The 26302-nt window shown below is 35.2% G+C and carries 29 protein-coding genes; 16 read left to right on the forward strand and 13 right to left on the reverse strand.

The genetic code is table 11. The features are described from left to right. The first annotated feature begins 199 nt into the window (after window positions 1-199). The 4 genes from A9178_RS14660 (at window position 200) to A9178_RS14670 (ending at window position 1943) form a co-directional block, all read left to right on the forward strand. Window positions 200-1018, forward strand: a complete 819-nt coding sequence (locus A9178_RS14660; protein ID WP_068676589.1) for a Cof-type HAD-IIB family hydrolase — start codon at window positions 200-202, stop codon at window positions 1016-1018. A gap of 180 nt (window positions 1019-1198) precedes the next feature. After that, window positions 1199-1333 carry a hypothetical protein gene (locus tag A9178_RS19510; RefSeq protein ID WP_255376724.1) on the forward strand — a complete coding sequence of 45 codons (135 nt, stop codon included), beginning with the start codon at window positions 1199-1201 and terminating at the stop codon, window positions 1331-1333. A gap of 23 nt (window positions 1334-1356) precedes the next feature. Next, window positions 1357-1545: a DUF3813 family protein gene (locus A9178_RS14665; RefSeq protein WP_068676591.1), complete on the forward strand. Its 189-nt coding sequence runs from the start codon at window positions 1357-1359 to the stop codon at window positions 1543-1545. A gap of 134 nt (window positions 1546-1679) precedes the next feature. Then, window positions 1680-1943 (forward strand): NifU N-terminal domain-containing protein, encoded by a 264-nt coding sequence (locus A9178_RS14670; RefSeq protein WP_068676593.1) that lies wholly within the window; start codon window positions 1680-1682, stop codon window positions 1941-1943. Window positions 1944-2011: 68 nt separating this feature from the next. On the opposite strand, the gene A9178_RS14675 is transcribed toward A9178_RS14670, so the two are convergent. Then, window positions 2012-2398 carry a hypothetical protein gene (locus tag A9178_RS14675; protein WP_068676595.1) on the reverse strand — a complete coding sequence of 129 codons (387 nt, stop codon included), beginning with the start codon at window positions 2396-2398 and terminating at the stop codon, window positions 2012-2014. A 320-nt stretch (window positions 2399-2718) separates the two neighbouring features. Between A9178_RS14675 and A9178_RS14680 the strand changes: the two genes are divergently transcribed. From A9178_RS14680 to A9178_RS14690, 3 genes are all read left to right on the forward strand, one after another. Continuing rightward, window positions 2719-3588: a DegV family protein gene (locus A9178_RS14680; RefSeq protein ID WP_068676597.1), complete on the forward strand. Its 870-nt coding sequence runs from the start codon at window positions 2719-2721 to the stop codon at window positions 3586-3588. 115 nt (window positions 3589-3703) lie between these two features. Continuing rightward, on the forward strand, window positions 3704-3916 hold the full coding sequence (gene yppF, locus A9178_RS14685; protein WP_068676599.1) for a YppF family protein: 213 nt from the start codon (window positions 3704-3706) through the stop codon (window positions 3914-3916). A 108-nt stretch (window positions 3917-4024) separates the two neighbouring features. Then, the gene (locus A9178_RS14690; RefSeq protein ID WP_068676602.1) at window positions 4025-4897 is read left to right on the forward strand and encodes an SDR family oxidoreductase; all 873 of its coding nucleotides are present in this window, start codon (window positions 4025-4027) and stop codon (window positions 4895-4897) included. Window positions 4898-5081: 184 nt separating this feature from the next. Here A9178_RS14690 and A9178_RS14695 read toward each other — a convergent pair whose 3' ends face one another. The 3 genes from A9178_RS14695 to A9178_RS14705 all read right to left on the reverse strand — a co-directional run bounded on the left by A9178_RS14695 (window position 5082) and on the right by A9178_RS14705 (window position 8363). Next, complete coding sequence (locus A9178_RS14695) at window positions 5082-6578, reverse strand: alpha-amylase family glycosyl hydrolase (protein WP_068676604.1); 1497 nt, start codon at window positions 6576-6578, stop codon at window positions 5082-5084. A gap of 171 nt (window positions 6579-6749) precedes the next feature. Beyond that, window positions 6750-7109, reverse strand: a complete 360-nt coding sequence (locus A9178_RS14700; protein ID WP_068676606.1) for a YisL family protein — start codon at window positions 7107-7109, stop codon at window positions 6750-6752. Between the two features lie 81 nt (window positions 7110-7190). Continuing rightward, window positions 7191-8363, reverse strand: coding sequence for a DUF418 domain-containing protein (locus A9178_RS14705; protein ID WP_068676608.1), 1173 nt, complete (start codon window positions 8361-8363; stop codon window positions 7191-7193). A gap of 119 nt (window positions 8364-8482) precedes the next feature. Between A9178_RS14705 and A9178_RS14710 the strand changes: the two genes are divergently transcribed. The 6 genes from A9178_RS14710 to A9178_RS14735 all read left to right on the forward strand — a co-directional run bounded on the left by A9178_RS14710 (window position 8483) and on the right by A9178_RS14735 (window position 10439). Then, complete coding sequence (locus A9178_RS14710; RefSeq protein ID WP_068676610.1) at window positions 8483-8698, forward strand: spore germination protein; 216 nt, start codon at window positions 8483-8485, stop codon at window positions 8696-8698. 10 nt (window positions 8699-8708) lie between these two features. Next, entirely contained in the window at window positions 8709-8918 is a 210-nt protein-coding gene (locus A9178_RS14715) for a spore germination protein GerPB (protein WP_068676611.1), read from the forward strand. Window positions 8919-9002: 84 nt separating this feature from the next. Continuing rightward, window positions 9003-9584, forward strand: a complete 582-nt coding sequence (gene gerPC, locus A9178_RS14720) for a spore germination protein GerPC (protein WP_068676613.1) — start codon at window positions 9003-9005, stop codon at window positions 9582-9584. A 3-nt stretch (window positions 9585-9587) separates the two neighbouring features. Continuing rightward, window positions 9588-9767 (forward strand): spore gernimation protein GerPD, encoded by a 180-nt coding sequence (locus tag A9178_RS14725; protein ID WP_068676615.1) that lies wholly within the window; start codon window positions 9588-9590, stop codon window positions 9765-9767. 16 nt (window positions 9768-9783) lie between these two features. Then, window positions 9784-10152 carry a spore germination protein GerPE gene (locus tag A9178_RS14730; protein ID WP_068676618.1) on the forward strand — a complete coding sequence of 123 codons (369 nt, stop codon included), beginning with the start codon at window positions 9784-9786 and terminating at the stop codon, window positions 10150-10152. Between the two features lie 68 nt (window positions 10153-10220). Then, window positions 10221-10439 carry a spore germination protein gene (locus tag A9178_RS14735; protein WP_068676620.1) on the forward strand — a complete coding sequence of 73 codons (219 nt, stop codon included), beginning with the start codon at window positions 10221-10223 and terminating at the stop codon, window positions 10437-10439. Window positions 10440-10580: 141 nt separating this feature from the next. On the opposite strand, the gene addA is transcribed toward A9178_RS14735, so the two are convergent. The 3 genes from addA to A9178_RS14750 all read right to left on the reverse strand — a co-directional run bounded on the left by addA (window position 10581) and on the right by A9178_RS14750 (window position 18625). Next, a complete protein-coding gene (gene addA, locus A9178_RS14740; RefSeq protein ID WP_068676622.1) occupies window positions 10581-14315 on the reverse strand; it encodes a helicase-exonuclease AddAB subunit AddA in 3735 nt (1244 codons plus the stop codon). Further along, window positions 14308-17802 carry a helicase-exonuclease AddAB subunit AddB gene (gene addB / locus A9178_RS14745; RefSeq protein WP_068676624.1) on the reverse strand — a complete coding sequence of 1165 codons (3495 nt, stop codon included), beginning with the start codon at window positions 17800-17802 and terminating at the stop codon, window positions 14308-14310. The genes addA and addB overlap by 8 nt, the downstream gene beginning before the upstream one ends. Window positions 17803-17989: 187 nt before the next feature. Further along, window positions 17990-18625 (reverse strand): TVP38/TMEM64 family protein, encoded by a 636-nt coding sequence (locus tag A9178_RS14750; RefSeq protein WP_082918216.1) that lies wholly within the window; start codon window positions 18623-18625, stop codon window positions 17990-17992. Window positions 18626-18951: 326 nt separating this feature from the next. On the opposite strand from A9178_RS14750, the gene A9178_RS14755 reads away from it, so the two are divergent. Continuing rightward, entirely contained in the window at window positions 18952-19341 is a 390-nt protein-coding gene (locus A9178_RS14755) for a YhjD family protein (protein WP_068676628.1), read from the forward strand. Here the strand turns inward: A9178_RS14755 and A9178_RS14760 are convergent. From A9178_RS14760 to A9178_RS14770, 3 genes are all read right to left on the reverse strand, one after another. Next, window positions 19277-19810 carry a competence protein ComK gene (locus tag A9178_RS14760; protein WP_068676630.1) on the reverse strand — a complete coding sequence of 178 codons (534 nt, stop codon included), beginning with the start codon at window positions 19808-19810 and terminating at the stop codon, window positions 19277-19279. The two genes, A9178_RS14755 and A9178_RS14760, sit on opposite strands and share 65 nt — an antisense overlap. Before the next feature lie 202 nt (window positions 19811-20012). Next, window positions 20013-21008: a lipoate--protein ligase gene (lplA, locus tag A9178_RS14765; RefSeq protein WP_068676632.1), complete on the reverse strand. Its 996-nt coding sequence runs from the start codon at window positions 21006-21008 to the stop codon at window positions 20013-20015. Between the two features lie 55 nt (window positions 21009-21063). Beyond that, complete coding sequence (locus A9178_RS14770; protein ID WP_068676634.1) at window positions 21064-21822, reverse strand: MBL fold metallo-hydrolase; 759 nt, start codon at window positions 21820-21822, stop codon at window positions 21064-21066. A gap of 109 nt (window positions 21823-21931) precedes the next feature. On the opposite strand from A9178_RS14770, the gene yhfH (A9178_RS14775) reads away from it, so the two are divergent. Both yhfH (A9178_RS14775) and yhfH (A9178_RS14780) read left to right on the forward strand, forming a co-directional pair. Beyond that, window positions 21932-22057: a protein YhfH gene (yhfH, locus tag A9178_RS14775; protein ID WP_369801989.1), complete on the forward strand. Its 126-nt coding sequence runs from the start codon at window positions 21932-21934 to the stop codon at window positions 22055-22057. A 117-nt stretch (window positions 22058-22174) separates the two neighbouring features. Next, window positions 22175-22303: a protein YhfH gene (gene yhfH, locus A9178_RS14780; RefSeq protein WP_068676638.1), complete on the forward strand. Its 129-nt coding sequence runs from the start codon at window positions 22175-22177 to the stop codon at window positions 22301-22303. A gap of 402 nt (window positions 22304-22705) precedes the next feature. Here the strand turns inward: yhfH (A9178_RS14780) and hemY are convergent, their stop codons facing one another. Genes hemY through hemE form a run of 3 tightly spaced genes read right to left on the reverse strand, consistent with a single transcriptional unit; the run spans window position 22706 to window position 26097 of the window. Then, complete coding sequence (hemY, locus tag A9178_RS14785) at window positions 22706-24106, reverse strand: protoporphyrinogen oxidase (protein WP_068676641.1); 1401 nt, start codon at window positions 24104-24106, stop codon at window positions 22706-22708. Continuing rightward, window positions 24106-25041, reverse strand: a complete 936-nt coding sequence (gene hemH / locus A9178_RS14790; RefSeq protein ID WP_068676642.1) for a ferrochelatase — start codon at window positions 25039-25041, stop codon at window positions 24106-24108. Before hemH ends, hemY begins: the two co-directional genes overlap by 1 nt. Before the next feature lie 21 nt (window positions 25042-25062). After that, window positions 25063-26097, reverse strand: coding sequence for a uroporphyrinogen decarboxylase (hemE, locus tag A9178_RS14795; RefSeq protein ID WP_068676644.1), 1035 nt, complete (start codon window positions 26095-26097; stop codon window positions 25063-25065). Between the last annotated feature and the right edge of the window lie 205 nt (window positions 26098-26302).

The raw sequence follows: 26302 nt of genomic DNA on the forward strand, positions 1-26302 counted from the left end.
TAATAACTATATTTTAAGCCTGTTGAACTCCTTCTTGCAAATTTAGTAAACATATTGCACCTTTACATTATGCCTTTTCCACTATAAACTTGGCAGAAAGGAAAGTATAAAACTTTCCTACTGCATAAGTGCAACTAAGGCATTTGCTAAAGCCTTTAGGCGAATGCCAAGTTTTCTAAATGCAAATGGGGTGAATGGAATGTCAAAGAAATACTTAATTGCGCTAGATTTAGATGGAACGTTGTTAACAGATAAGAAAGAAATAAATCATCGTACGAAACAAACGTTATTTAAAGCTATGAACGAAGGCCACATAGTTGTTATTGCTACTGGGAGACCACATCGGTCAAGTATAGATTATTACCACGAACTTGGCCTAAATACACCTATGGTAAATTTTAATGGTGCACTCATTCATCATCCAACTGAAAAAAAGTGGGATGTACTACATAATCCAATGTCATTAAGAACAGCTAAAAAGATTATTGAAGCAAGCTATGACTTAAATGTGCGGAATATTTTAGCTGAGGTAATGGATGATGTGTACCTTGAGCAATTTGATGAAGAAGTTATTGAACTCTTTCAAGAAGTCAAAAACGATCCTCCGTTTACGATTGGCAATCTAAAAAACAAATTAACGGAAGATCCAACTTCCCTTCTTATTTTTCCAAACGAAAAAGATGTTCAACAACTGCGTAGCCATTTAACGGATTTTCACGCTGAATTCATCGAACATCGTAATTGGGGAGCTCCATATCATGTTATAGAGATTATAAAAAAGGGTATGAATAAAGCAGTCGGCCTCCATAAAATTGCTAAATACTACAATATTTCAAAAGAAAATATCATTGCCTTTGGGGACGAAGATAATGATTTAGAAATGATTGATTATGTTGGCGTTGGTGTTGCAATGGGGAACGCTATTAACGAACTAAAACAAGTCGCTAATCATGTAACAAATACGAACGAACAAAATGGTATTGGTACCTTTCTTGAAAAGTATTTAAAATTAGACTGAACAGACTCGGGCTAATTCCCGATTATTACCACGCTTAATTTTGTTCAGGCCATCCATACTATAATTGAACGTGTCCAACAAACGTTCACTTTTTGTTTTACTTCTTGAGCATCATTCAGGAGTTAAGCTTCCGTTGAACTCCTGATGAATCCATTCTAATTTCTAAGGAGGAATTCAGGTATGGGAAAAGGAAGTAAATCACGTCGATTTGTACAGCAAGGTTCTGATTCCGTTAAAAGACATGCCGAACGTTTCCCCTATCGTTCTACATTAGCTGAACGCGAAAGACAGGAGAATGGACAAGAGAATCTCTAGGAGCTTAAATAGGAGGGTTTTAATTGCAAAACAACTTATTTCAACAAGCAAAAGATGCAGTAAATAACCTTTTTAATGGAAATGCTAGTGAAGCTGATAAACAGGCTGCACAAAATGCGATTCAATCTGCATATGATGATGCATCTCCGCAAGAGAAGGAACATCTACAGCAACTTGAGCAGCAGTTGAAGCAATCGAACCAGTTAAAATAGCCTCTGCTCATCTTTAAAACAAAAAGCTTATAAACATCCCCTTCCTTAAATAACGGGAAGGGGATGTTACTTTCATCATGAAAAATAATTTGGTAATATAAAGACAAGTATGTATTCGAGGAGGAATGACAAATATGGCAATTCATGTTGAAGGCACACCAAATCCAAACGCTATGAAATTCACAACAGATAAAATTATTTTCGAAGGTACAAACAGTATTTCTGTTATGCCAGGAAATACAAGTGAACACGATATTTTAAACGATTTAATGAAAGTGGAAGGCGTTGATAACGTCTTTGGATATCAAAACTTTATTACAATTAATAAACAATTTGATACGGAATGGGAAGACTTAACACCCCGTGTCGTAGAGGTAATGGAAAAGTATGGTTATTAATACATAAGCAAAGCGCAAATAGGAAATCGTTTCGCTAGAAAATAGAGACCAAAAGTTATTCTTGGTCTCTATTTTATTTCTATTGGTATGTAGTTAGGATTAGTCGTTTCACCTTTTTCGTTTTTTCCATAAATAACAAAAATTGGGGCATCTTCTGCTTCCATTACTTTTACAGGTAACGTGGATTCAATCTCAAAAGGCTTCCATTCTTCCCCATTAAGTTGGATAGGTTTTTCATCTTGCAAAACTTCCTCACCCATCTCTATTCGATAGTATATTTCTTCACGCGTTGTTTTTACATCAGCTACTAAATTGGCTGTAAGTTCTTCAACCTGGACATCCACATTGCGAATATCTATTGTACTCGTTGTACTGATTTCTGAGTTCGACCTGTCAGTGTTGCTACAACCAACTAGAAGAACAACGGTTAATATCAATAACATAATTTGTTTCATTTTTTCTCTCTCCCTCCTCATACCTTTTTAAATAACTATAGCTATCATAAAGAAGACTTGCTTCAGGTAGAGTTTTAACTCCACCTGAAACTTAGTCGCCCTTATTTCGAAGCTTGGCGGCACTTATCTCCCGCTTTTGAAGGCGGGAGATTTAGTAACGCCGCATAGATAGATTGTAAACTCTTTTCCAAAATTTAACCACCTTTGTGAAGTAAGGTAAACTATTCTAAAAATCCTTAAAATCGATTTGCATTTTTATTTTGACTAAATTTCGTTATCGCTATAAACTTAAAGAAAGATTTCTTTTTAGGAGTGATTATATGGAAATTCAAATACTTACTGACTCTAGTTGCGATTTATCGGAAGAGCAGTATTCAAAGTTAGACATACAAATTGCACCGTTAAAAGTGCATCTAGATGAACAGGATTTTGAAGACGGTGTAACGATTCAAGCAAAAACTATTTATGATGCCATGAGACAAGGAAAAGCACCAAAAACCTCCCAGATCTCTCCACAAACATTTAAAGATATATTCATTACCCACGCAAAAGAAAATAAGCCATTAGTATACATAGCTTTCTCTTCCCAACTTTCAGGAACATATCAAACAGCGAAAATGATGGAACAGGAAGTAAAGGAAGAGTATCCTAATGCACCAATACATGTTATTGATACAAAATGCGCATCCCTTGGGCAAGGTTTAGTTGTATTACATGCTGCAAAACTTGCTAAACAAGGAGCTTCATTAGATGAAGTGATAGATGCAGTGAAATATCAATCTGAACATATGGAACATGTTTTTACCGTGGATGATTTAGAATACTTAAAACGTGGAGGACGTATTAGTAAGGCGCAAGCTTTTGTTGGAACTTTATTAAAAGTAAAACCTATACTACACGTAGAAGATGGAAAGTTGGTTCCACTCGAAAAAATTCGAGGATCCAAAAAGGTTTTAAGTCGAATGCTAGAATTAATGGAAGAGCGAGGAGCAGATTTCACCAATCAAACAATTGGGATAAGCCATGGTGATGATCGTGAAAGGGCCGAGCAACTTTCCATCATGATTCAAGATAAATTTGGTGTTAACGAAAAGCAAATTGTAATTGAAATGGTTGGTTCCGTTATAGGAGCACACGCAGGTCCCGGAACGATAGCACTATTCTTTTCTAATAAACCTAAACCAGATTAATAGTGCACCTTACCACATGAAAACTTTCAGATAAAAAGCATGATATCTATTTTTTTAACATATATTCAATTAAATATAGATATAAAGTCTTACACTTTAACAAGGGGGAATCTAAATGCATATTTTCGACTTAGTAGACAGATATTTGTCAGCTCGAAATTACATGCCAGATTCAGTTAACGACTTACTTGATTTTTATCAGCAGAAATACATTATGGGGGAAATTGATGTGAAAGACTATCGGCATATCTTTGCATACTTGCATGAGCAAGGTGCCGTATCAGCATTTGATTACAAAAATGGTAGTGACATTGCGGTAATTTATTAATATTTAAAAGAAAAAGTCCTTTTTAAAAAGGATTTTTTTCTTTTACCTTTTTCATCATGATTGGATTCTTCCTCTAAGGGTACATTAATGATGAAGGAGGAGATGTGAATGGGTATGGAGCATCATAACGGGAAGATTACTCCACCTAAACAAGTTCAAGGAAAACAACCTGGAATCGAATCAGAGATGATTCCAAATCCAGAATTTATCCGCCATGATTATGAAGGTAGTAATAAGTTAAAGAACAAAATAGCTATAATTACTGGTGGAGATAGTGGCATTGGTCGAGCGGTGAGCGTACATTTTGCTAAAGAAGGAGCAGATGTTGCGATTATTTACCTGAATGAACATGACGATGCTAATAAGACAAAAGAACTCGTGGAACAGGAAGGTAGAAAATGTTTATTAATAAGTGGAGATATAGGTAATGAAGCTTTTTGTTCGGAAGCAATAAAAAAGATATTTGATACTTTTCATCAAATTAATATATTAGTAAATAATGCTGCAGAACAACATCCTCAACCAAGTTTTTTAGACATAACAAGTGAACAGTTAGAAAAAACATTCCGAACGAATATATTCAGTATGTTTTACTTAACGAAAGCTGTCCTTCCTCATCTAAAAAAAGGAAGTTCGATTATTAATACTTCTTCGATTACTGCTTATAAGGGAAACGTAGATTTGATTGATTATTCAGCAACAAAAGGGGCAATTACTTCATTTACTAGATCATTGTCCGGAGCTTTGGCTGACCAAGGTATTCGAGTCAATGCTGTTGCTCCAGGTCCGATTTGGACACCACTCATTCCTGCTTCTTTTAATAAAAAGAAAGTGGATTCATTTGGAGCTAATACCCCAATGAAGCGCCCTGGCCAACCGAAAGAGGTTGCACCTGCTTATGTGTATTTAGCTAGCGATGATAGCAGCTATGTAACTGGGCAAATGATTCATGTGAATGGTGGAACGATTGTGAATGGGTAAGATAACTTTTAATTGGTTAGGAATACTAAATGGGGAGAACGGCCATCTGAGATGGCCGCTTCATTTTATTCAGTGACTTCACTTAAAATTATGGTGCTAAGACTAACGCATAATACTAGTGTTAATGCAATAAGTCCAATCGTTTTTTGCACCCCCTATTATATAGCAAAAGGAAAATATCCTTTTACTCCTCGGCTTCACGTTGTTTTTGTTTTCTACTTAAATATATAACCCCAACAACGAAGAGTAGCAATATCCCACAAACAAAACTAATAAATCCCCAGTTTAATCCTTTGTCTGGTTGCAAATGAAAAACTTCTACGGATTCTCTAGGTAATCCAATACGATAATCTCCATTATCATTAGCACGTACTAGATTATCTTCTAAATACCCCCTCAATTGCATTCCAGGCTCTATACCTGACACGGTAATATCTTGAGATGTACTGCTATTGTTAATTGCTATATATAAGGTATCCCCTTCATACGACCTACGAAAAACACTCATGGCATTACTTGAATCTATTAATTCGAAATCCCCATATTGTAATGCTGGAAATTGGGTTCGTAAGGATGATATTTTATGAAAGAACTCTTGTAAATCAGAATCCCCACTATTAAATTGAACAAGACTTTGAGCCGCAACCGCATCTTCCCCATACATCGGAATCTCGGAACCTTGGAAGATCATTGGAACCCCTGGCGTTGTATACATATATGTCAATGCCAGTTTCCAAGCTGTCAATGAGTTTCGTCCATTTTCTGAGAACTCTTGCGTAAACCGCTTCGAATACATATCATCCAAATAGAGTATTGGTAGTTGGTTACCGCTTCCTTCCCAAACTTCGTAAATATCAGAAACTTCATTGTCCTCTTTTAAGAAAGTATCTCGTATCGTTTGATTTAAGGCGGTATTTTCAATCATTTGTATCCCAGTACTAACTAATATTTCTTGACTATTCTTATCTGCTTCAAGAATATCCCCTATTAAATAAAAGTTAGGATTTATAGATTTAATATGTTCCGTTAACGCTTGTAAAAAAGAAACTGGCATTTGGTCAACCGCTTGAATTTTAAAGCCATCAATTTCAGTTTCATTCATCCAGAAATCAGCAACATCAAATAAATATTGTTGAACAGCTTCATTTTGCAAATTTAATTTCACAGTATCATTAATCCATTTGGGTTCTGATAATTCCTGGTCCACTATCCAATCCGCTTTTTCTGAGTCTTGAACGATGGGATTCGACGGTGCGATAAATTGGGTTACATATTCAATGACAACCTTCATATTTCTCTTATGCGCTTCCTCCACAAGCAATTGAAAGTCTTCCATTGATCCAAATTGTTCTTCCACTTGAAAGAAGTCTTCAATCCAATAACCGTGATAGCCTTTTTCAGCATTCGCCATAATTGGTGAAAGAGAAAGTGTTGTAATTCCAAGTTCTTGAAGTTCATTTAATCTTGTAATAATTCCTTGGAAATCCCCTCCATGATAAGCATACGGATCGTTAACATCAACGTTATAATCAATGCTATGATCGCCATTATTATATCGGTCGATTAAGATGTTATAGATAATTTCTTCTTGAATTTGTTGTTCTTCTGCATATAACACAGCGTTTTCATTACTTATGAAGAAAACACATGCTATTAGGAATAGCATTATTACTTTTTTCATCCAACTGTCCCCCAAAAATATGTATTCACCTTTCATTATTAACCAATCAAACGATTAGTCAACCTGATTCACAATATTGTTGAAAATGGTTCATAAATGCTCAAAAGCCGAAGCGCCCTTACAGATATAAAAAAAACTGCCATTTAGACAGTTTTTTCCGTTTATGATAAACTACATCGGTAATCTTACAAAACCTAAAATCAAGACAATGATTAAAGCAATAACGAATTGAATCCAGAAGCTTTTGACTGGTTTCCCTTTCGATTTTTTCACTAAAATCATTTCCATTGCAGCAATTAACCATATACCAGCTACTGATTTTGTAATGGCTTCCGCAAACAATGGCATTTGAATACTTTGGAAGTAAATTCCGAGTAAGCTTCCACCAGTGTATAAAATAAATAAGTAATCAAGACGTAAAATCATGTGAACTATTTTCGCAGGTTTTTCTTTTCCTTGGTTAAGGAAGACTAGTGCAATAATAAAAAGAATAAAACCTAGTACCCACGAAGTAATATGCATATGTGTCATCTAGTATGTATCCTCCCTTTCAATTTCCATTAATTCTAACGATATCATACCATAATCTAGTACAATGGTCATTTTTGGTATTTATTTTCTTAGAAATGGTTGCAGCTTCCAATACGTAAGGCTTCTCCATACCCATTCTAATGGTCCAAACCGGAAACGGCTAAACCACCACTTACTGAAAATAATTTGACCTATATAAATGATAACAACCATTACTACTCCGGTAAAAGGTCCAATTTTACCATATAAACCAAACCCTACTCCATAAAACAAGAAGAAACTAATAAAGGACTGCAATATATAATTGGATAATGCCATTCTTCCGACATACGTAAAAGGTTTTATTATTTTTCTCCCTAAGACTGTTCCTGATAAAAGTGTAATAGAAAAAATATAAAATAAAGCTGAAAACATTCCGCCAACATTATCCTGAATATAAGAAAACCATACTGGGTTCCCGAACAGATACGCTCCCATTTTCAACCCGATAAAGAGAATAAGGGAAACGAACCAGCATTTGATTAAAAGAGATTTATATTTTTTAGGTTCATGCAGCAAACGTTTCTCTGCTATAAACATACCGAATAAAAATAAAGGAAGCAGTACCAGTAATAGAAAAACAAGATTAAAAGGATTATTCGCGAACAACCAATCCTCATAATTCTGTAACCAAATCAACCCTATTTCATTGCTTTGATAATTTTTATAAGACTGTTCAATCATGACAACATCTACATAATCTAAAAAATCTTTAGTTAAATAGAATAAATAAGAAAGAAAACTAACACTCCCACCCATTAAAAATGTTCCAATTGCCAGTTTCACATTTGACCTAACACGAAGGAATAAAAGTGACAGTATACCAACTAATGTATAAGATAATAGAATATCTCCATGCCAAAGTAAGAACGCATGCATGGCACCAAAACAAAATAAAATGAATAATCTTCTTAATAAAATAAGATTAGGGTTATTTCCCTTTGCCATTATCCGTTCCCTCATCATTTGTAGCCCAAATCCAAATAAAAGGGAGAATAATGTGTAAAAACTAGCTTGAAAGAAGATATCAATAAAAATTAGAGTAGCTTGATCTACATTAGATGTCCATGCTTCTTCTGCTCCACCATACATAAAATAAGGTGCACTAAAAGATCCAATATTTACGATAAATATTCCAAATATCGCTAATCCCCTTGCTGCATCAATCCATTCTAACCGATTCGATTCTTGCAATGGCATCGCATTATTTTTCATAGTTCATTCCCTTCTCCATCCTTAAGATTCTAATTCTATTATAGCATCCTTTTTTATGAACATGGACATTCGCACATTTTTAAAATGAAGCATAAACTGTGATGAAGGAGGATGTTTATATGCCTGCAATCGTTGGAGCGATTAAAGTAATCAGTGTTTCCAATTCAAGTGTATTTCATATTGGGGACGTATATTCCATCTTGCCACAAAGTACTGCGAAAACGTATGCTGGTGGCGGATCCTTTAATACAGGAAATGGAATTAGAATCCACTTAGATAAATCGAGTACAATCGTGAATGACATAGATAAAATAGATCAACCTGTAGTTAGATGAGGTGACAATAATGAATATGACCATTCAACAAACAATCCATATTGATTTTTTAAAAATTGGTTCCATCACCAATTCTTCTGTTGTACAAATTGGTAGTACTGGTAGTATTCAAGCCCAGTCTGATTTGCAAAACAGTGGGGGGTTTACTGATATTGCCGAACCGGCTGAAGCTGAAACAGAACCTTATGCCCCTCTCGTTCCCTTAGCTCCAAATGCTTAATCACAACTTCGAAACTATCGCATAAAATAATCTAGGCATTTGTCATGCAACTTGTTATGAGCTTATGTATTGGAGGGCAATGCAATGTATGGTCAAGACTGGAATCAATACTTTTATGAATTACAACAACATATACAAAATCTAGAAAGTCGGATGAAAACCTTAGAAGACCAAGTACGACAGCTAAAATCAAATCAAAATCAAGATCCAATGGACAGAGTTAATATTGAAAAAGTCGAATATAAATTTGATCAATTAAAAATTGAAACGTTATCAGGCAGTCTTCATATCGGACTTTCTCCTGAAAACTTGGAGCAAATAGAGGATTTCGCTCTTGGTCAAACCAATTCGACAGCCCAAGGTTTGCCATCTTTTAATCAGAAACTTTGTACAGATCTTAATAATTGGCTGCAACAATCCGGACCCAGCATGATTGATAGCTTAGCCAATACACATGAACGGACCATTGATAGCTCTCATCAATCTTTATTACTTCAAGATATTCAAAAACAGTTGCCAAATCGAATTTCTTATTATAAGGAGCAAGCCGAAAAAAATAATGCAACTTCTAATGACCAAGAGTTTGAAAATTTTATAAAAACGAAGGTAAAGGAAGAAATTCAACATTCCTTAGCTACTTATATGAAAAAACATAAAGGAGAATAACAAATGATAATGGAAGTTCATAATTACGAATTACATGTTGCCAATGTTCAAATTGACGCAATCGCTTCTTCTTCTATCTTTTTAATTGGTGATAATGATTCGATTGTTTTATCATCTTTTTTTGATACACCTCCTGAGAGTTACTCCGTTATTAATTTAGTTCCACTATCTCCGGTCGCATAATGAGGGGAGGGTTTAATTGTTTAAACGTACAGCTAACGTTCAATGTGTAAATGTGGTTTCCATCACGGATGGCTCGTTTTTAAATGTTGGGGACACACATCTAGGAAATCCAGTTTCAAAAGTTATTGCTTTGCAAAAAGAAGGCGCGACTTTTCGAGGGGAGTTAAAGTTCGAGGACTATTCTATTTTTTCTCAAAAGGCTCATTTTCCCGAATCTAAAACAAATATAATAAAGAGAACTTTTACTCATAATCCCAATATTTACGTACAAAATTCAAACGTTATGGCAATTAGCTCTTCTTCTATTTTTCAGTTAGGAAACTTAGATAAAATTGCCGCAGAATCTAGAATAAAACATTTCCGTCATGTTATTATAGAAGATTAATATTTAACTATAAATGTGTTGTTGTCATATGCTATTTAGAAAATTGATAACCAAAAGTAGGTGTTAACATGCCATCAATTGTTGGCCCAATAAGAATAAATAGTGTTGATGGAGGTGTCATTAATTTTGGTGATTCGTTTTATTTAGCACCAAAAAGTTCCTCTAAAACAAATGCTGGTTCCGGTGGATTTAATACGGGGGATTTTATTAATACCAATTCAGGAATTAGTAATACTGGAACAAACGACCCCGATATAGCTGATCAAAATCAGACTGCCAATGCGTGAACAAAAGCTGATGTGCCCGTCGTACGAAGGTGAAGGAAGTCTCGCTAGGCACTGAAGCTGGACGTGACCATCACGATTTATTAAGGTTAATTTTAAAAAAACACTCTACAGGTCAATAATCTCTGTAGAGTGTTATTATTCTTACATTTTTTCTGGTACTTCAACAACGAGTTGTTTTGAAAAGAAATACAAGTATGTTTCCTTCACTGGTTGTTTCCATATTTCCTCAATAGCATGGCGATAAAGATTCATTTGGGTTTCATATCTTTTGATTAACTTATTCTTCAATCTATCTGTTATATCCTCATGGATGGCATCCGTCTTATAGTCTAATATAATCCATCCCTCTTCATAAGGTATAAGGCAATCAATTACCCCTTGAATTAGTACTCGCTCCTTTCCACCCGCCCAGTTTGCATACACTTCATTTGCAGGAAGGGTTAAACTGAAAGGAACCTCCCTATGAATCGATGTCGCTTGTTTCAACATAATAGCAGCTAATTCCGTCTCATAAAAACTCTCAATTGCAGGAATATCGATAATATCTGCCTCTTGTCTTGTTAAAATTTCCTTTTCTACAAAAACTTCTAACTGCTCATCTATTTCTTCTTTGTTAAGGGCTTTTGTAAGGGGAAGATGTTGCATAACGGTGTGCATCGCAGTCCCCTTTTCTGCAGCTGAGATAACTTTTTGTTTTTGCATAAAATTAGGTCGTTTCACAATCGGTGGCTTAAATTCCTTCACAAGTTGATCCGCGCTGTATTCATCTTTGATTTCCCGCTGCCTTTTTATTTCTGTTACCGACTGTTTTGCTCGGGAATATGCAGCTTGTTCATATGGATAAGTATAAGACAACCTATTTGCTACTATTTCCTTCCACTCTTCATCTTGAGTATCTATTGTTTTCCAGCCGAGCACTTTCTCTTTTAAGACCTGGTCGAATTCGGTTGATGTTTCGTCCAAATTTGTATAATTACTTGCATGAACAACCGATATATCCCATTTTGATGGATCAATTTGAATATCTTTTAAAACGACATCCTTCACGTCACCTAAACGTAAGGAACCACCATCTTGATGGCGCATTAAAGCCGGTCCCACCCAATCCAAATAGGAAACAGCTGCCATACGAAAAAACGCTGGTAAAATCCACTCAGAATGGTCAATCATCCTCTGCCACTTTTCTAATTTTTTCTTGAAGGAAGTAACATTTCCTATCATAACAAGCTTTTCTTTTGCCCTCGTTAACGCAACATAAAGGACACGCATTTCTTCCGCTAATAACTCTCGTTTCTGTTCTCCTTGTACGGCATGATAGAACAACGTTGGATACATAATTCTTTTTATAGGGTCAATAAATTTACTAGCGAAACCTAAGTCTTTATGCAGTAAATACTTCTGGTTTAAATCCTGCATATTAAATTGTTTGTCCATGGCACCAAGAATAACAACAGGAAATTCCAATCCTTTACTTTTATGGATGGTCATAATTCGTACAACATCTTCTTGTTCACTTAGTGCACGCGCTGACCCAAGATCATCTCCCCGCTCCTCCATTCTTTCAATAAAACGTAAGAAACGGAATAACCCACGAAATGAGGTTCTTTCATAACCTCTTGCACGATCATATAACGCACGTAAATTCGCTTGACGCTGACGCCCACCAGGCATTCCACCAACAAAATCATAGTAACCCGTTTCTTGGTAAATATCCCAAATTAACTCTGACAATGCACCCTGTCTTGATGCAAGGCGAAATTGATTTAATTTTTTAAGAAAATCGGAAATTTTTTCAGCTGTCTCATCAGAATTTTGCTGTCTATATATTTTTAAAGCATCATAATAAGGATTATATTTATCGACTAGGCGTATTTTGGCTAATTCATTTTCTGTTAGACCAACAATTGGTGACTTCAGAACAGATGCAAGCGGAATATCTTGTCTAGGATTATCGATTGTTTTAAGTAAACTAATCATAATTTTCACTTCAATCGCTTCAAAATATCCTGAAGATAGTTCAGCGTAAACTGGAATCCCTTGATTTTTTAATTCATCAACAATCGTTGGTGCCCATGTCATAGAACGAAGCAAGATGACGATATCTCGATATTGAATATCACGTTGAATCCCTAAACCTTTATCGTAAACTTGTAAAGGTTTATTTTCATCTTCATGACCAAGCCACGACTTTATTCTTTCGGCATAGGCACGTGCCTCAATTTGCGCCTTTTCTAAATCTTGAAAGCTTTCTTCACCTTCATCCGTAGCATCCTTTTCATCCTCAGCATCACGATCAATAATAATCAATTCCGGATTAGGCTTAGGGAAATCGTACTCATCATACATTTTATTTCCGTAGATAAGTTCGGCTTTTTCATCATAGTCAATATCTCCTAAGGTTTCATCAAGAATTTGACGAAAAATATAGTTCGCACCTATTAATACTTGCTCTCTACTACGAAAATTCCTAGCTAGATCAATTCGAATTCCAACAGAACCCTCATTAGCAAATTGTTTATATTTCTGAATAAAGAGGGATGGTTCTGCGTGGCGGAACCGATAGATACTCTGCTTCACATCCCCTACCATGAACCTGTTTCCTTTTCCCCCTTGCTCACTAACAAGAGAAAGAATCGTTTCTTGCACGAGGTTCGTATCTTGGTACTCATCTACTAAAACCTCGCTAAATTGTTGTTGAAATTGAACAGCTACACTTGATGGAATGAGCTTCTCGGAGGTTGACTGTTCATCTAACAATAACCGTAAACAGTAATGTTCCAAATCGGAAAAATCAACCAACGCTTTTTCTCTTTTTTGTTCGGTAAATTTAGCATCAAATTGTTTCACTAATGTTGTTAACTGTTTAATAACCGGAGAAAGTTCTCGCATATCTTCTATATGACCAGCAAGATTTCGGTTAAACCATTTATCTACCATCTTCTTCCAACGCTTTTTATAACTATCTCTTAAATTTTTTACTTGTTCCTTTTTCATTTCATCGCAATCTTGTTTTTTTCTAGACAAGGCTTTAAATGTATGTTCTTGAAAGTAGTTTTGTAAATCGTCCCAGTTCCCTATATGCTGTTTGGCTACCTCTAATAAAGCAAGATCGTTGTCAATGGTTTCCGCATATTGATAAGGTCCATCACTTTCTCTTGTCATTTCCAATGCTAAATACATTTCCTGTTCCATTGCGTAAAATTGGTTTTTCACTTCTTCTTTCATAAGATTTAACCAATTTAAATCTTCCTCTTGAAAGTTTTCTGGTATGGCGTAACTTTTAGCTAGACTGTCTAACCATTCGTATGGCCAAGGATTTTGAATCGCAAATGTATGTAAATCTAGAATTACCTTCTCCAAATCCACATCACTTCGATCACTCGAAAAACGATCAACAACAGAAAAGAATTTTTCTTGTTCCTCTCCTTCCATTCCATACCATTCTTCAAACAAGTCATCCATCACATCTTGTTTCATTAAATCTGCTTCCATATCATCCGCGATACGGAAAGCAGGATCGATATCGATCAAATAAGCGTATTTACGTATTACTTCCAAACAAAAGGAATGCAAAGTAGAAATGGAGGCTCGTTGTAATAACGATAACTGCTTTTTCAAATGAATTGAACTAGGATTTTGTTCCAACGCTTCTTCTAAAGCCAGCCCTACTCGACTCCGCATTTCTGCTGCAGCTGCATTCGTAAACGTTACAACTAGCAAAGAATCAATATCAACCGGTTGATCTCGTTTTAATAGTTTTTGAATAATTCGTTCCACTAAAACGGCTGTTTTTCCAGAACCAGCAGCCGCTGCAACAAGGATATCGGCTCCATCTGTATAAATCGCTTCTTCTTGCTCTTTTGTCCAACTAACCATCGATATCCTCCATCCTTATTTTCTCTAAAATTTCTTTATCATTCATATTCTTTAATTTACGGTAATTATTTTCTTCTAAAATCGGATCAAATTGACAAACAGAAAGAAATGGACAATAAGTGCACGCAATTTGGTTTTTATTTTCATATGGATTTAAGTGGACTTTACCAGAAGTAATATCCAAACCTGCATGCTCCATCAAATGATGAATATGGGATTGTAACTGATTAAATGTTTCTTCTCCGGCAATGTTAGAACTACTTTTAAATTCTCCGTTCTTTTTAAATCCTGCGGGCACAATAGGACTCATATTTACAGAATCAATATCCGTATCCATCATTCTTACAATCTCTTCATTTGAAAGTAATAAGCCTTTCATTTTATACTTCTTGAAAATCTCCTCATCAATTTGCTCTGAATCTAATTTCACGTCTTTTGAAATCATTGGATTGTGTACGTGGAAATACAATACCCCAGCAGGAGTTGCTTTTTGTTTCAACCATCGTTCTGAATGTGTAAGAACGACATCTAAATAGGTGAGCATTTGTAATGCTAATCCATAATATACTTCCATTAAGTCAAGTCCTCTTGAACTAGATTTATAATCGATGATTCGTAAGTATAAGTCATCTATATTCGTCGCTCTATCCACACGATCAATACGGCCCCTAAGTAATAATTGATATCCATTAGGAAGATTCATAGTTAAAGGTGGAAGGTCCTCGCCAAGCCCAAATCCTAACTCTAAACCAACCGGAGAAAAATGACTTAAGCGTGCCTGCTCGCTTAAAATGTAAGTCGCTCTCGCAATAATTTCCTCCAACTTTTGGCTAATATATTTATGTCTATTGGAGCTATGCAATATTTGATGTTGCAATATTGGAGCTAAATTACCTACTGCTCTTTTCGCATACGTATTCGCATCTGTTCGATCAATAGTAGAATAATCTTTGCCTTCTTTTTGAATCCATTCCGTAATTATTTTAATCGCCTCATGGAAAAGCATTCCAATATCTGGGGCGTCTAACTTATACGTCTTCCGTTCATCTAGTTTCAAACTATATTTCGCAAAATGCTGATAAGAGCACCTGAAATAAGATTCAAATCTACTTACACTTGCATGTATTTCTTTTGGATATAATTGTTTCACTGTCTCCTCATCTAAATCTTTCGGTTCATTTTGATAATAGAGACTTTGTAAAACTTTATAGGTCGTACCATTTTTCGGTTGGTTTTCAACATACCAATTGAAAACATCCCACCAGATTGGTTGTATTGGATAACCTTTTTGGTGACGTGATAATTGGGCAGTAAGAGCTGACCTTGTTTTCACAGGTGAGGTTACAAATCGTTCAGCCTCGAATAAATCATCTGGATCCTGGAGCAATAACCGTTCCTTACATGTAGGAAATAAATCTTCTAACCGTTTCAATAATTGTGAAGGCATTTTTCCTTTTCCTTCTTCATCACTTAAGGGATAGCTAACCCATAGACGATCTTTCGCAGCTGTGAATGCCAAATACATATAAAACCAATCATCAAGAAGTTGACGTTTACTACTGTCTGCAAGTTGAATCCCTTGCGTGGCTAACACTTCTCTTTCCTCTTCACTTATCATTCCATCCGCAGGCGGCTTCATTGGCCATACACCATCATTTACCCCTAATAAGAATGAACATTTAATTCCACTAATACGTGAGTGGTCGATGGAACCAACAATGACATGGTCGATACTTGGTGGAACATGAGAGAATGTTAATGTCTCGAAGCCAGCATCAAGTGCTGAACGAAAGATGGATAATGTCATTTCTTCTTTTCCAGCCATTTCCACCATTTCATCGAATAGTTGAACTACTGCATTCCATACTTGTTCCTGCTCCCTGCCTTTTTCGAGTAGACCTTCATCATCGTAATAGGTACGCATTTTTTCCAAACGCGATGGTACCCCTAGTCTTTCTATTAATAAATATATAATTTCACAATATTCCATTACCGTCTTCGCTTCACGAATATCCTCATCAAATTGTTTCAGGGCTTGAACAACTTGGGCACGATAATGGTTAATTTTAGTTTGTGTTTCTTTCTCGTGGTTTGTTTGTGCAGCTTGATCAAACCCTCGGAATCGTTGAAACTTCCATTCCTTTTCACTAAACCAACGATTTCTAGAACGGACACCATACTCTAGTACATAATTTTCTAGTTCATCTATTGCATCATTGGTTAGCGGATACTCTCCATCCGTCTTTGGAATAAACCCCGTTTTTAAAACACGGAAAATAGCATCATATCTCCAGTTCCCCTCGACAATATCTAATACTGAACGTATAAATTCAATTAAAGAATGATTTAACATCGTACGTTTTTCGTCAATAAACACAGGGATTCCATGATCAGCAAATACCGTATGAATTAAATCGTGATACACATTCGATTGCCTTATGAATATCGCAATATCCTGAAAACGATAATTTTCTTCTCTTACTAAACGAAGAACTTCCTGTGCCGCCCCTTCTACTTCCGCCCGTGGATGAACCGCTTCTGCAATCTGTATATTGGCATTGCCTTCAAAATTGGGAACAGGCCTCGTATCAAAGTAATTTTCCAAATGGGCAAAATAAGGACGATCTTTAAATTTCCCTTTTTCCGGATCCATTCGAACTACTTCATCAATTGGGATATGGTTCTCTGCAGCGATTTGATTTAATATATGATATGTTTCTGTCGTTTGGTAAAACAAATCCATTTCATTTTTGATATTTTCGGGATTATCTAATGTTAATGTAACAGTGACTGAGCTACAATTTCTCATTAATTGTTCCACAACGGTTAACTCTTTTGGGGTAAAACTATGGAAACCATCTATATAGATTTCTGCACCTCGTAACAATGTCGATTCTTTTATCTTTTCTGACAAAATCTGCAGTTGATCTTCACTATCTACATAGTGACCTTTTAATGCAAACACTAACTTTTCATAAACATATAATAAATCTTCTAATTTATTCGTTAATGCTACTTCCCCAGGTTCCTTATGTACAAATTGATTCATGTGTTCAATCTGTGCTTTTAAAACTTCGGGGGTTATTTGATATCTTTTAAATTCAGTAATCATCTGTTCCAATTGGTTTAAAAATCCTTGTTTTTCCATCGCTTTATGAAAAGTAAACCATTCGCCTTGCTTTTCTTCAATAATTTTTCGGAGCATCATTTGAATACCAACGGAACTGATAAATTGTTTGGTTGCTCCTCCCGTTTCTTGCAAAATGCGCCAAGCAAGCCTTGAAAAACTTACTACTTGCGCTCTAATACTTCCTGTTAATTCTTTATCATGAAATAAAGTGTATTCTTGTTGAAAAGTCATCTGATCTGGAACAATGTATAGAAGTGGCTTTCCTAATGGATTTTCTAATTGCTTTTCTTTTATTTCATCCATGACCCTTCCACTTTTCCCTGTTCCTGACCTTCCTATAATAAACCGGAGTCCCATATTTCTCCTCCATTCATAACTTTTTTTTACTCATAAATAAAGCTTCTATCTTTTCTATTTTACTTAGTACAACCTGGTATTCGCCAAGCCTTTAGGCGAATACCTTAGTTGCACTTATGCAGGATAAAAAAGTATATACTTTTTTATCCGCCAAAGATAGAAGCTCTATTATAGTTGTATAATTTGGTTAGTTATTTCTTGCTGCACGTTTCTCTAGTCGCTTTTCAATGACTTTTCCGATAATCCAGAACAAGCCAATAATGATTAATACGATAATCGTCTTCATCGGTTTTTCTGCAAATTCCAAGATACTTGATCCTACATATGATATGGAAAAAATCATAACAGATTTACCGAGAAGAACCGCTAATGCAAATTGTTGAATACTAATTTTCGATAATCCAGCTACAATATTAATAATAGATGATGGGGAAAACGGAAAAGCAAGTAAAACAAACAATGGTCCAAAGCCATGCTTGTCTACCCATGATGTAACCGCACTTACTTGTTTATTTTTTCTTAATTTCTTTACCCATTTTCTGTTTCTTATTTGTCTTATAATAATAAAAACAACGATTGCACCAGAGCTAGCCCCAAGCCATGATAATAAAAATCCCTCTAATAATCCATATGCTGCGGCATTCGTTAAGACAAAAACAATCAACGGTAAAAAAGGCAAAAATGCTTCGATAAAAGGGAGCAAAAAGCCGGGAACTGGACCTAATCCTTCATATTGCTCCAATAATTGCATAATAAAATCTTCGGTTCCCTCGTTTTGGAGCACCGTTTGCCAATTGGAAAAGTTAATGTTCATCAACATCAAATTAATACTCCTCATTATGTAAATGTTCTACTTTTTTTCCATAGAGGTTGTGTTCAAAAAGGAAGGCCGACTAAAAACGGGCACTGCGCTCAGGCGTCGACATCCCCCTTTTGACGGGGCATATCATTTTTACCGGACTTTTTGAACATCCTCATGTATGTATTCTCATTCTATCCTAAATGAAGCTATCTACATACTTTCTAAAATGAATTAAGCTACTTTCTTTCATTTTACTAAAAAATATTAATTTATGTTGTATTTTATCTTCATTTTATCATATAATATGATTAAAGTAAGAACGTTTGTTCTGTAACGGAGGAATTCATATGCGATATCTTAATGATGATGAGCTAAAAATTGCAACTAATTTTTTATTTCTTTCCATGGCAATCGTCGTATTAAATCAAGATATGAACCATATTAAAAATGGAAACTTTAAAATTAATGAGCCCTATCTCGAACTCATAGAGAAAATGACACTGCTCGCGAGAAAGGAACGTAAAAAACTTCGAAAAATAATGCAAGACAAGGGAATGCAAGTCATCCAATTAAATAAAAATGATTCATTTTCCTCTTTTCTTTTCCTTTGTCATGGAAGAGAAGAAAAGAAAAATTATTTTAATCCAGCTATTCGCAAGAAAGTGGAAGAAGTTATTCGAAAATTAATGGAAAAGGCTCTGCTATCATTTCAGGACTCTGTTGCTGTAAATAATTAAGACGCTTATCAAGTAGAAAACGAAACTGTGCTGTTCGTTGTATTTGGTTTAGTATCGTTCTAATGGATACATCTAATATTAGTTTTTTTCCATTTTTAAAAAGAATCTTAGTTTTACGTTCTGTCACCTTACTAATTTTATCAATATGAGAATGGGAAATCCAAGAGCATTTGGGGTTTTTAGGTGAGGTTGTAGGGAAAAAATACATACCACTTGAAGGATCTATGGATATTGGAATTTTACTAGTAAACCCAGAGATATTCCTAGCTCCATCCTGCCTGCCTTTTAGACTCGATCCAAAATACTTGCAGGCAAAATTAATAACTTGATATGGGGTAACATCAACAATATATTCTTCGTCTTCTTCCATAATTCTAGTAATAACTCCATTATGATCATTCTGTTCTGCGACAATTGCCAATGTAAGAGGGCTTATTTCAAAAATTGAGGTATCTAGTTCTTCTATCATAATAACCTTCCTTTCATTAGAAAACGAAAAGAAAGTAGCTTACTATTAATTTAACAAATATAGACTAAAAATGATAGTGAAAAGTGGGAATTGTTAACAAAATTCAACATTTTTTATAAAACTCCCTCTCTTCATTAGGAAGAATATAGTATTATTCTTTCCTATCGAAAACACAGCCCACAAAACATGGGCTGTGTTGTAATTAATATAATAAACTTAAAAATTCTTCTCTAGAAATTTTACCTAAATAATGAGGCACTTCTATTTCTTTCAATGCATCCTCAATTGCTTGGCGTTCATGACGAATTCCTACTAATTTTTCTTCTAATTCCTTTACATCTCCAACGCCAAAGAAGTCTCCATAAATTTTACAGTTTTTAATAATCCCTTTTTGAACATCTAGACGAACGTCTACTAATCCAGCTGGGAATTTATGAGATTCTTGAGCATTATAAGATGGAGATTTCCCATAATTCCATTCCCATTTTTGATATCTATTTTCAGAAATCTCATAAATTCTTTCCCAATCTTCTTCTGTTAATTCATATTGAGGCACATCTTTCACATCATCTACTTCAAAAACATTTTTCAAAATTGTTTCTTTGAATTCTTCCATAGAAATTTTTTCTTCCAAGAATTCCGAAATAGTTGCAACCCGACTACGAATCGACTTAATACCCTTGGATTCTATTTTTTCCTTTTTCACTTTTAATGCTCTTGTTAATTCTTCTACTTCAGAATCTAGCATTAATGTTCCATGACTAAACATCCGTCCTTTAGTTGAGAACATAGCATTACCAGAAATTTTCCGTCCATTGACTGCAACATCATTTCGCCCTTGAAGTTCTGCTGGCACACCCATATTATTTAACACTTTTATAATTGGTTTTAGAAATTTAGCGAAGTTTTGAAAACTTTCCCCATCATCTTTCGTTATAAAGCTAAAGTTTAAATTCTGTTCATCGTGGTAAACGGCCCCACCACCAGATAGACGACGTACCACTTTAATACCTTTTTCATCAATATAATCTGTATTTATTTCTTCAATCGTATTTTGGTTTCTACCAATGATAATTGATGGTTTATTAATATAAAAAAGCAAATATGTATCTTTTTCTCCAAAATTTTCAAGAATATATTCCTCAATAGCTAAATTAACCATTGGATCTGTGATACCTTTGTTATCGATAAACTTCATAACCTATCAACTCCTGTCGTTTTTTCTACCCATTATATTTTAATCGAAGTATACCTTAATTCAAAGGGAAACGCTCTGAATTATTTCTTCTCCAAGTTAATCCTTCTTTTGCTAATTGAATTTCTCCAGTATAGTATTGCCTCGCTTCTGTAATTAATTGTTCTCTATCCCCATATTGTGGTAAGTGAGACAATAGTAGCTGTTTCACACTAGCAATCCCCGCAATTCGGCCAGCTTCTTCGCTGTTCATATGACCGGCTTTAGAACCATCAAGCCCAGCATAATAATTACAGTCTGTTATAAGCAAGTCTGCATCTTTAGCGAAGGTCCCCCATTCTTCTTGATAACTAGAATCTGCTGTGTATACTACAACAGATTCACCATCTGTAATTCTCATTCCAAAACATGGCACAGGATGTTTCGTTCTTAAGAAAGTAATTGTAAAAGGGCCAATCTGTAATTCTTCATTAGGACTGTAAGCTATTCCCTTCGTGTAAGTGTGGGACAGGGTTTTAAAACCTTTATTATCTTCAGTATGTCCATAAATAGGTAAAACTGCATCATTCTTTGTTACATAATACTCAATTAATTTTGCATATTGTAATACTCCGATATCAGCAACATGATCATGGTGATAATGAGATACAATCACAGCATCAAGGTCAGAAACATGTTTATATTTTTGTAATTTAGATAAGGAACCACTACCAACATCTATTAATAGTGAATACCCATCTTTTTCTAATAAATAAGAAGAGGTTGCACCATCTACTGCCGGATAACCTCCCCAAAAGCCTATTACAGTAAGCTTCATAAAAGACACTCCTTTATTTTTTAAAAAATGTTATAAAACAGCGTTGACACTTTACATACTGTTGTAATACAATAATAGTACAATAACAAAAGGGGGAAACAAAAGCATGATGAACGTAATTGATTTTTTCAAAAACCTACCTAAAAAGCAATGTAAACAGTGTGGCGGTGACATCCACGAAAAAGCCGATTGCTACGGCAATATCTGTGATGAGTGTGACCATCCAGCGAGATAACCCTAGATTGCCTTTTTTTATACCATCTCTGTTATACAACATTGGTATAAAACAGAAACTAATATACTACACAGTTCAATGAATTTCTAGAACAATTTTCTAAGGGGGGAAATTTTCATGATCAATATAATCGAATTCTTTAGAAATTTACCTAAAAAACAATGCCATGTTTGTGGAGGGGAAATCCACGAAAAAGCCGATTGTTATGGCAATATTTGTGATGAGTGCGATCATCCGGCTAGGTAATTAATATCAAGTAATTTCTTGTTATTGCAATTAATATAACAAGACGTACTATAAAGTTAAACTCAATCAGTGGGGGTTTTCTTGCATCCCCCACTGATTGTTAGTTGAACTTATCAGGGCGCTACTGGCTGTTGTCCCCCACTTAGATTTCTTGGTTAACCCGAATTCTTGAAGTGGGGGTCTTTACAGCCAGTTAAGACGTGATAAAGTGAAACTCATTCAGTGGGGTTTTCAAGACACAAGGCGTGTGTTAGTGCCTACGTCGCGATAAGACGTAGCGATTTCAGTTGGCCTTTCAATCCCAATGAATCTTCCTAATTATTTAAAATTGGTACAGCTGCATCGCAGTTGTATTTTTTTATTTAAAAAGACGTTGATAATGTTTGATCAACGTCTTCCTATTTAAGCTAAGTTATTTACTACTTCATGTGCAATTTTTTCTCCACTTGCAATGCAATCAGGGATTCCTGATCCATCGTAGGAACTACCAATTAAATAAACTCCTGGTAGATGTTTTGTTATATTTTCTCTAATTTCTTTTATTCTTTCCAAGTGACCGACTGTATATTGTGGGCGGGAATCTTTCCATCGTGTGACAATAGAAAATTCAGGTTTTCCTTTAAGTTTCATCACCTGTTTTAAATCGCTTATTACTATTTTTGTAATTTCTTCATCGGACAATTCTACAATTTCTTGATCCGTCGGCTTTCCAACATAGCAACGAAGTAACACTTTTCCTTTTGGTGTTGTCGTTGGCCATTTTTTATTAGTCCATGTACATGCCGTAATTCGGTATTTATTACTGTTACGAGCAACTTGAAAACCTGTCCCATCTATTTTATTCCTAATAGCTTTTTCATCAAAAGCAAGAACCACATTCGCGGAGGATGTCAGTGGAATCTCTTGTAACGTCTTAAAGAATTCAAATTGACTAAATATTTTAGGTACAGCATTATGCTGCGTTGCCATTATAACTGTATCCGCTTTTATTACATCACCATTACTTAATAATATATGATAACCGTCTTCTTTTTTTTCAATATGATCTACAGAAGTTTGAATGGAGATAGATTCTTTATCTATGACTTCTGCTAATCGGTGGATTAACGTCTCTAAACCATTTTCAAACGAAAAAAAAGCACCTTTTTTACTTTTATTTTTCTTTTTCGTACTGGGCATTGTTTTTTGTAGACCTTTCATTACACTGCCATATTTTTGTTCTAATTGATAAAAAATAGGATAAGTGGCCTTTAGACTCATTTCATCAATATCACCTGAGTGAATACCAGATAAAAGTGGAGAGATTTGCATATCCACTGTCTCATTTCCGAAACGAGTGCGTAAATATCCACCTAATGATTGATCTCCAACATGTTTACTCTTTGGTAAAACAAGTTCGTTTAAAGATCTTATTTTACCTTTCCATGAAAGAAGATTAGATGACAATAAAGCACCTTTGTCTTTAGGTACCCCCATAAACGTTCCTTTTGGTAAAGGATGTAATTTATTCTGTGCTAAAATATAGGACTGACCAGTAGCATTATGTATTATATCATTGTCTAAACCAAGTTCCTTTACTAACTTGATTGCGGAAGGCTTTCTTTCTAATAAAGAATCTGGTCCTTTTTCAATTGTAAATCCACTTCGTTTTATTGTTTGTATTTTACCACCTAGTCGTTCACTTGCTTCAACTAATTTAAATGTATAAGGAAGAGATTTTGATTGGATAAACTTTTGTAAATAGTAAGCGGCGGATAGACCTGTAATTCCGCCACCTACAATAACTATATTTTTCTTTTCCATTAAGCTTCACTCTTAGCAGTATTTAACACAACACCAGCAAGGGTCTCAATGAATAATGGATGGACATTAGGCATTTGTGGGCGATAGTATTTCGCATTAAGTTCATCACAAACTACTTTACATTCATAATCATTGTCATATAAAACTTCCAAATGATCCGCTACAAATCCAACTGGTGCGTAAACAAAGGAACGATACCCTTTTTGTTCAAATAAATCGCGAGTTAAATCTTGTACATCCGGCCCAAGCCAAGGATCAGGAGTATTTCCTTCACTTTGCCAACCTAATTCGTAATTTTTGATTCCAGCTGCTTTCGCTAAAAGATCAGCAGTTTCCTTTAACTGATTAGGATATGGGTCTCCATCTTGTAAAATTTTCTCTGGTAAGCTGTGTGCAGAAACAATTAATACAGCTTTTTCACGTTCTTCATCACTCATATTATGAAAGATTTCTTTGACACCATCTGCCCAGAATTGAATAAAGCCTTCTTCGTTATACCAGCTCTGTACAGACTTAATAGAAATTCCGTGTTTTTCTCCTTCACTCTTGGCACGTTCATTATAAGATTTCACACTAAAGGTAGAATAATGGGGAGCTAATACAATGGAAACTGCCTCAGTAATTCCATCCTTTGCCATTTCCTTTACTGTATCTTCAATAAATGGGTGAATATGTTTCAAACCAATATAAGCCTTAAATTCATATTCATCTTGAATAGAATTTAATTGTTCTTCTAGTGCTTTCGTTTGATCTTCTGTGATTTTAGCTAATGGAGATGTTCCACCAATTGCTTTATAACGATCCTTTAAATCTTGTAACGCCTCAGGTTCCGGTTTTCTACCATGTCGAATATGTGTATAGTATGGTTCGATATCATCCTCTTTATATGGAGTTCCATATGCCATTACTAGTAGTCCAATTTGTTTCTTACTCATTTGTTCTCGTCCTTTCGTGTCCTATCTCTTTGAGTATTCATGAATAAAAGCTGTTAATTTCTTCAATGTTTCAGGTTTAATTTCTGGTGTCACACCATGTCCTAAATTAAAGACATGATTTCCATACTCTTTCCCTTCATCTAGAATAGCCTTCGTTCTTTTTTCTATTGTTTCCCATTCTGTAAGTAAAATCATAGGATCAAGATTTCCTTGTAAAACCTTCGTAACACCCATTTCTCGGGCTTCTTTAATAGAAGTTCTCCAATCCAGTCCAATCACATCAACTGGTAGGTCATTCCATTCTAATAATAAATGCCGTGCACCAATACCAAAATAAATTAATGGTACATTTTGATTACGTAATTCTGAAAAAATCCTTGTCATGACAGGCTTAATAAACAAACGGTAATCCGGCGCATTAAGAGCCCCAACCCATGAATCAAAGATTTGAATTGCTTTCGCTCCAGCTTCTACTTGCGCTTCTACATACGTAATAATCATATCAGCTAATTTATCCATTAAAGCGAACCAAGTCGCAGGCTCACGATACATCAATGCCTTTGTCTTGTTATAATTTTTTGAAGGGCCTCCTTCAATCATATAACTAGCAAGAGTGAATGGTGCGCCACTAAATCCAATTAACGGTACCTCTAATTGTTCTTCCGTTAGTAATTTGATTGTATCTAACACATATGAAACATCACGAGATGGATTGATTTCACCTAGACTTTCCACATCTTGGAAATTCCTTATCGGATTATAAATAACAGGTCCTACACCAGCTTTAATCTCTACATCAATGCCAATGTAAGGAAGTGGTGTCATGATATCTTTGTATAAAATAGCTGCATCTACCCCATAATTTTCCACAGGTAAACGGGTTACATAGGCGGATAATTCTGGTTGATGCGTAATCTCAAATAAAGAATACTTTTTCTTAATTTCGAGGTATTCTGGTTGCGATCGACCTGCCTGTCTCATAAACCAAGTAGGAGTATAATCTGTTTCCTCACCGTTATATGCTTTAATAATAGTATCATTGATTTTTTTCGACATATTTATCATCCTTTAACCGTTTCTTCTACCCTTACTATAAAGATTTCTGTAACAAAAGTGTAGTAAAATCCTTTTTTGTCACTAATTTGACTCAATTAACACAAAAGCGCAAGCGCCCTTACAGGCTAAGAACGCGACGTCCTGTCGCAACTCCTGTACTAGCACGTCCTGTGCGTCGTAGCGACGTACGGACTTGCGCCTAGTC

Source organism: Oceanobacillus sp. Castelsardo (genome assembly GCF_001659985.1).
GTDB lineage: Bacteria > Bacillota > Bacilli > Bacillales > Amphibacillaceae > Oceanobacillus.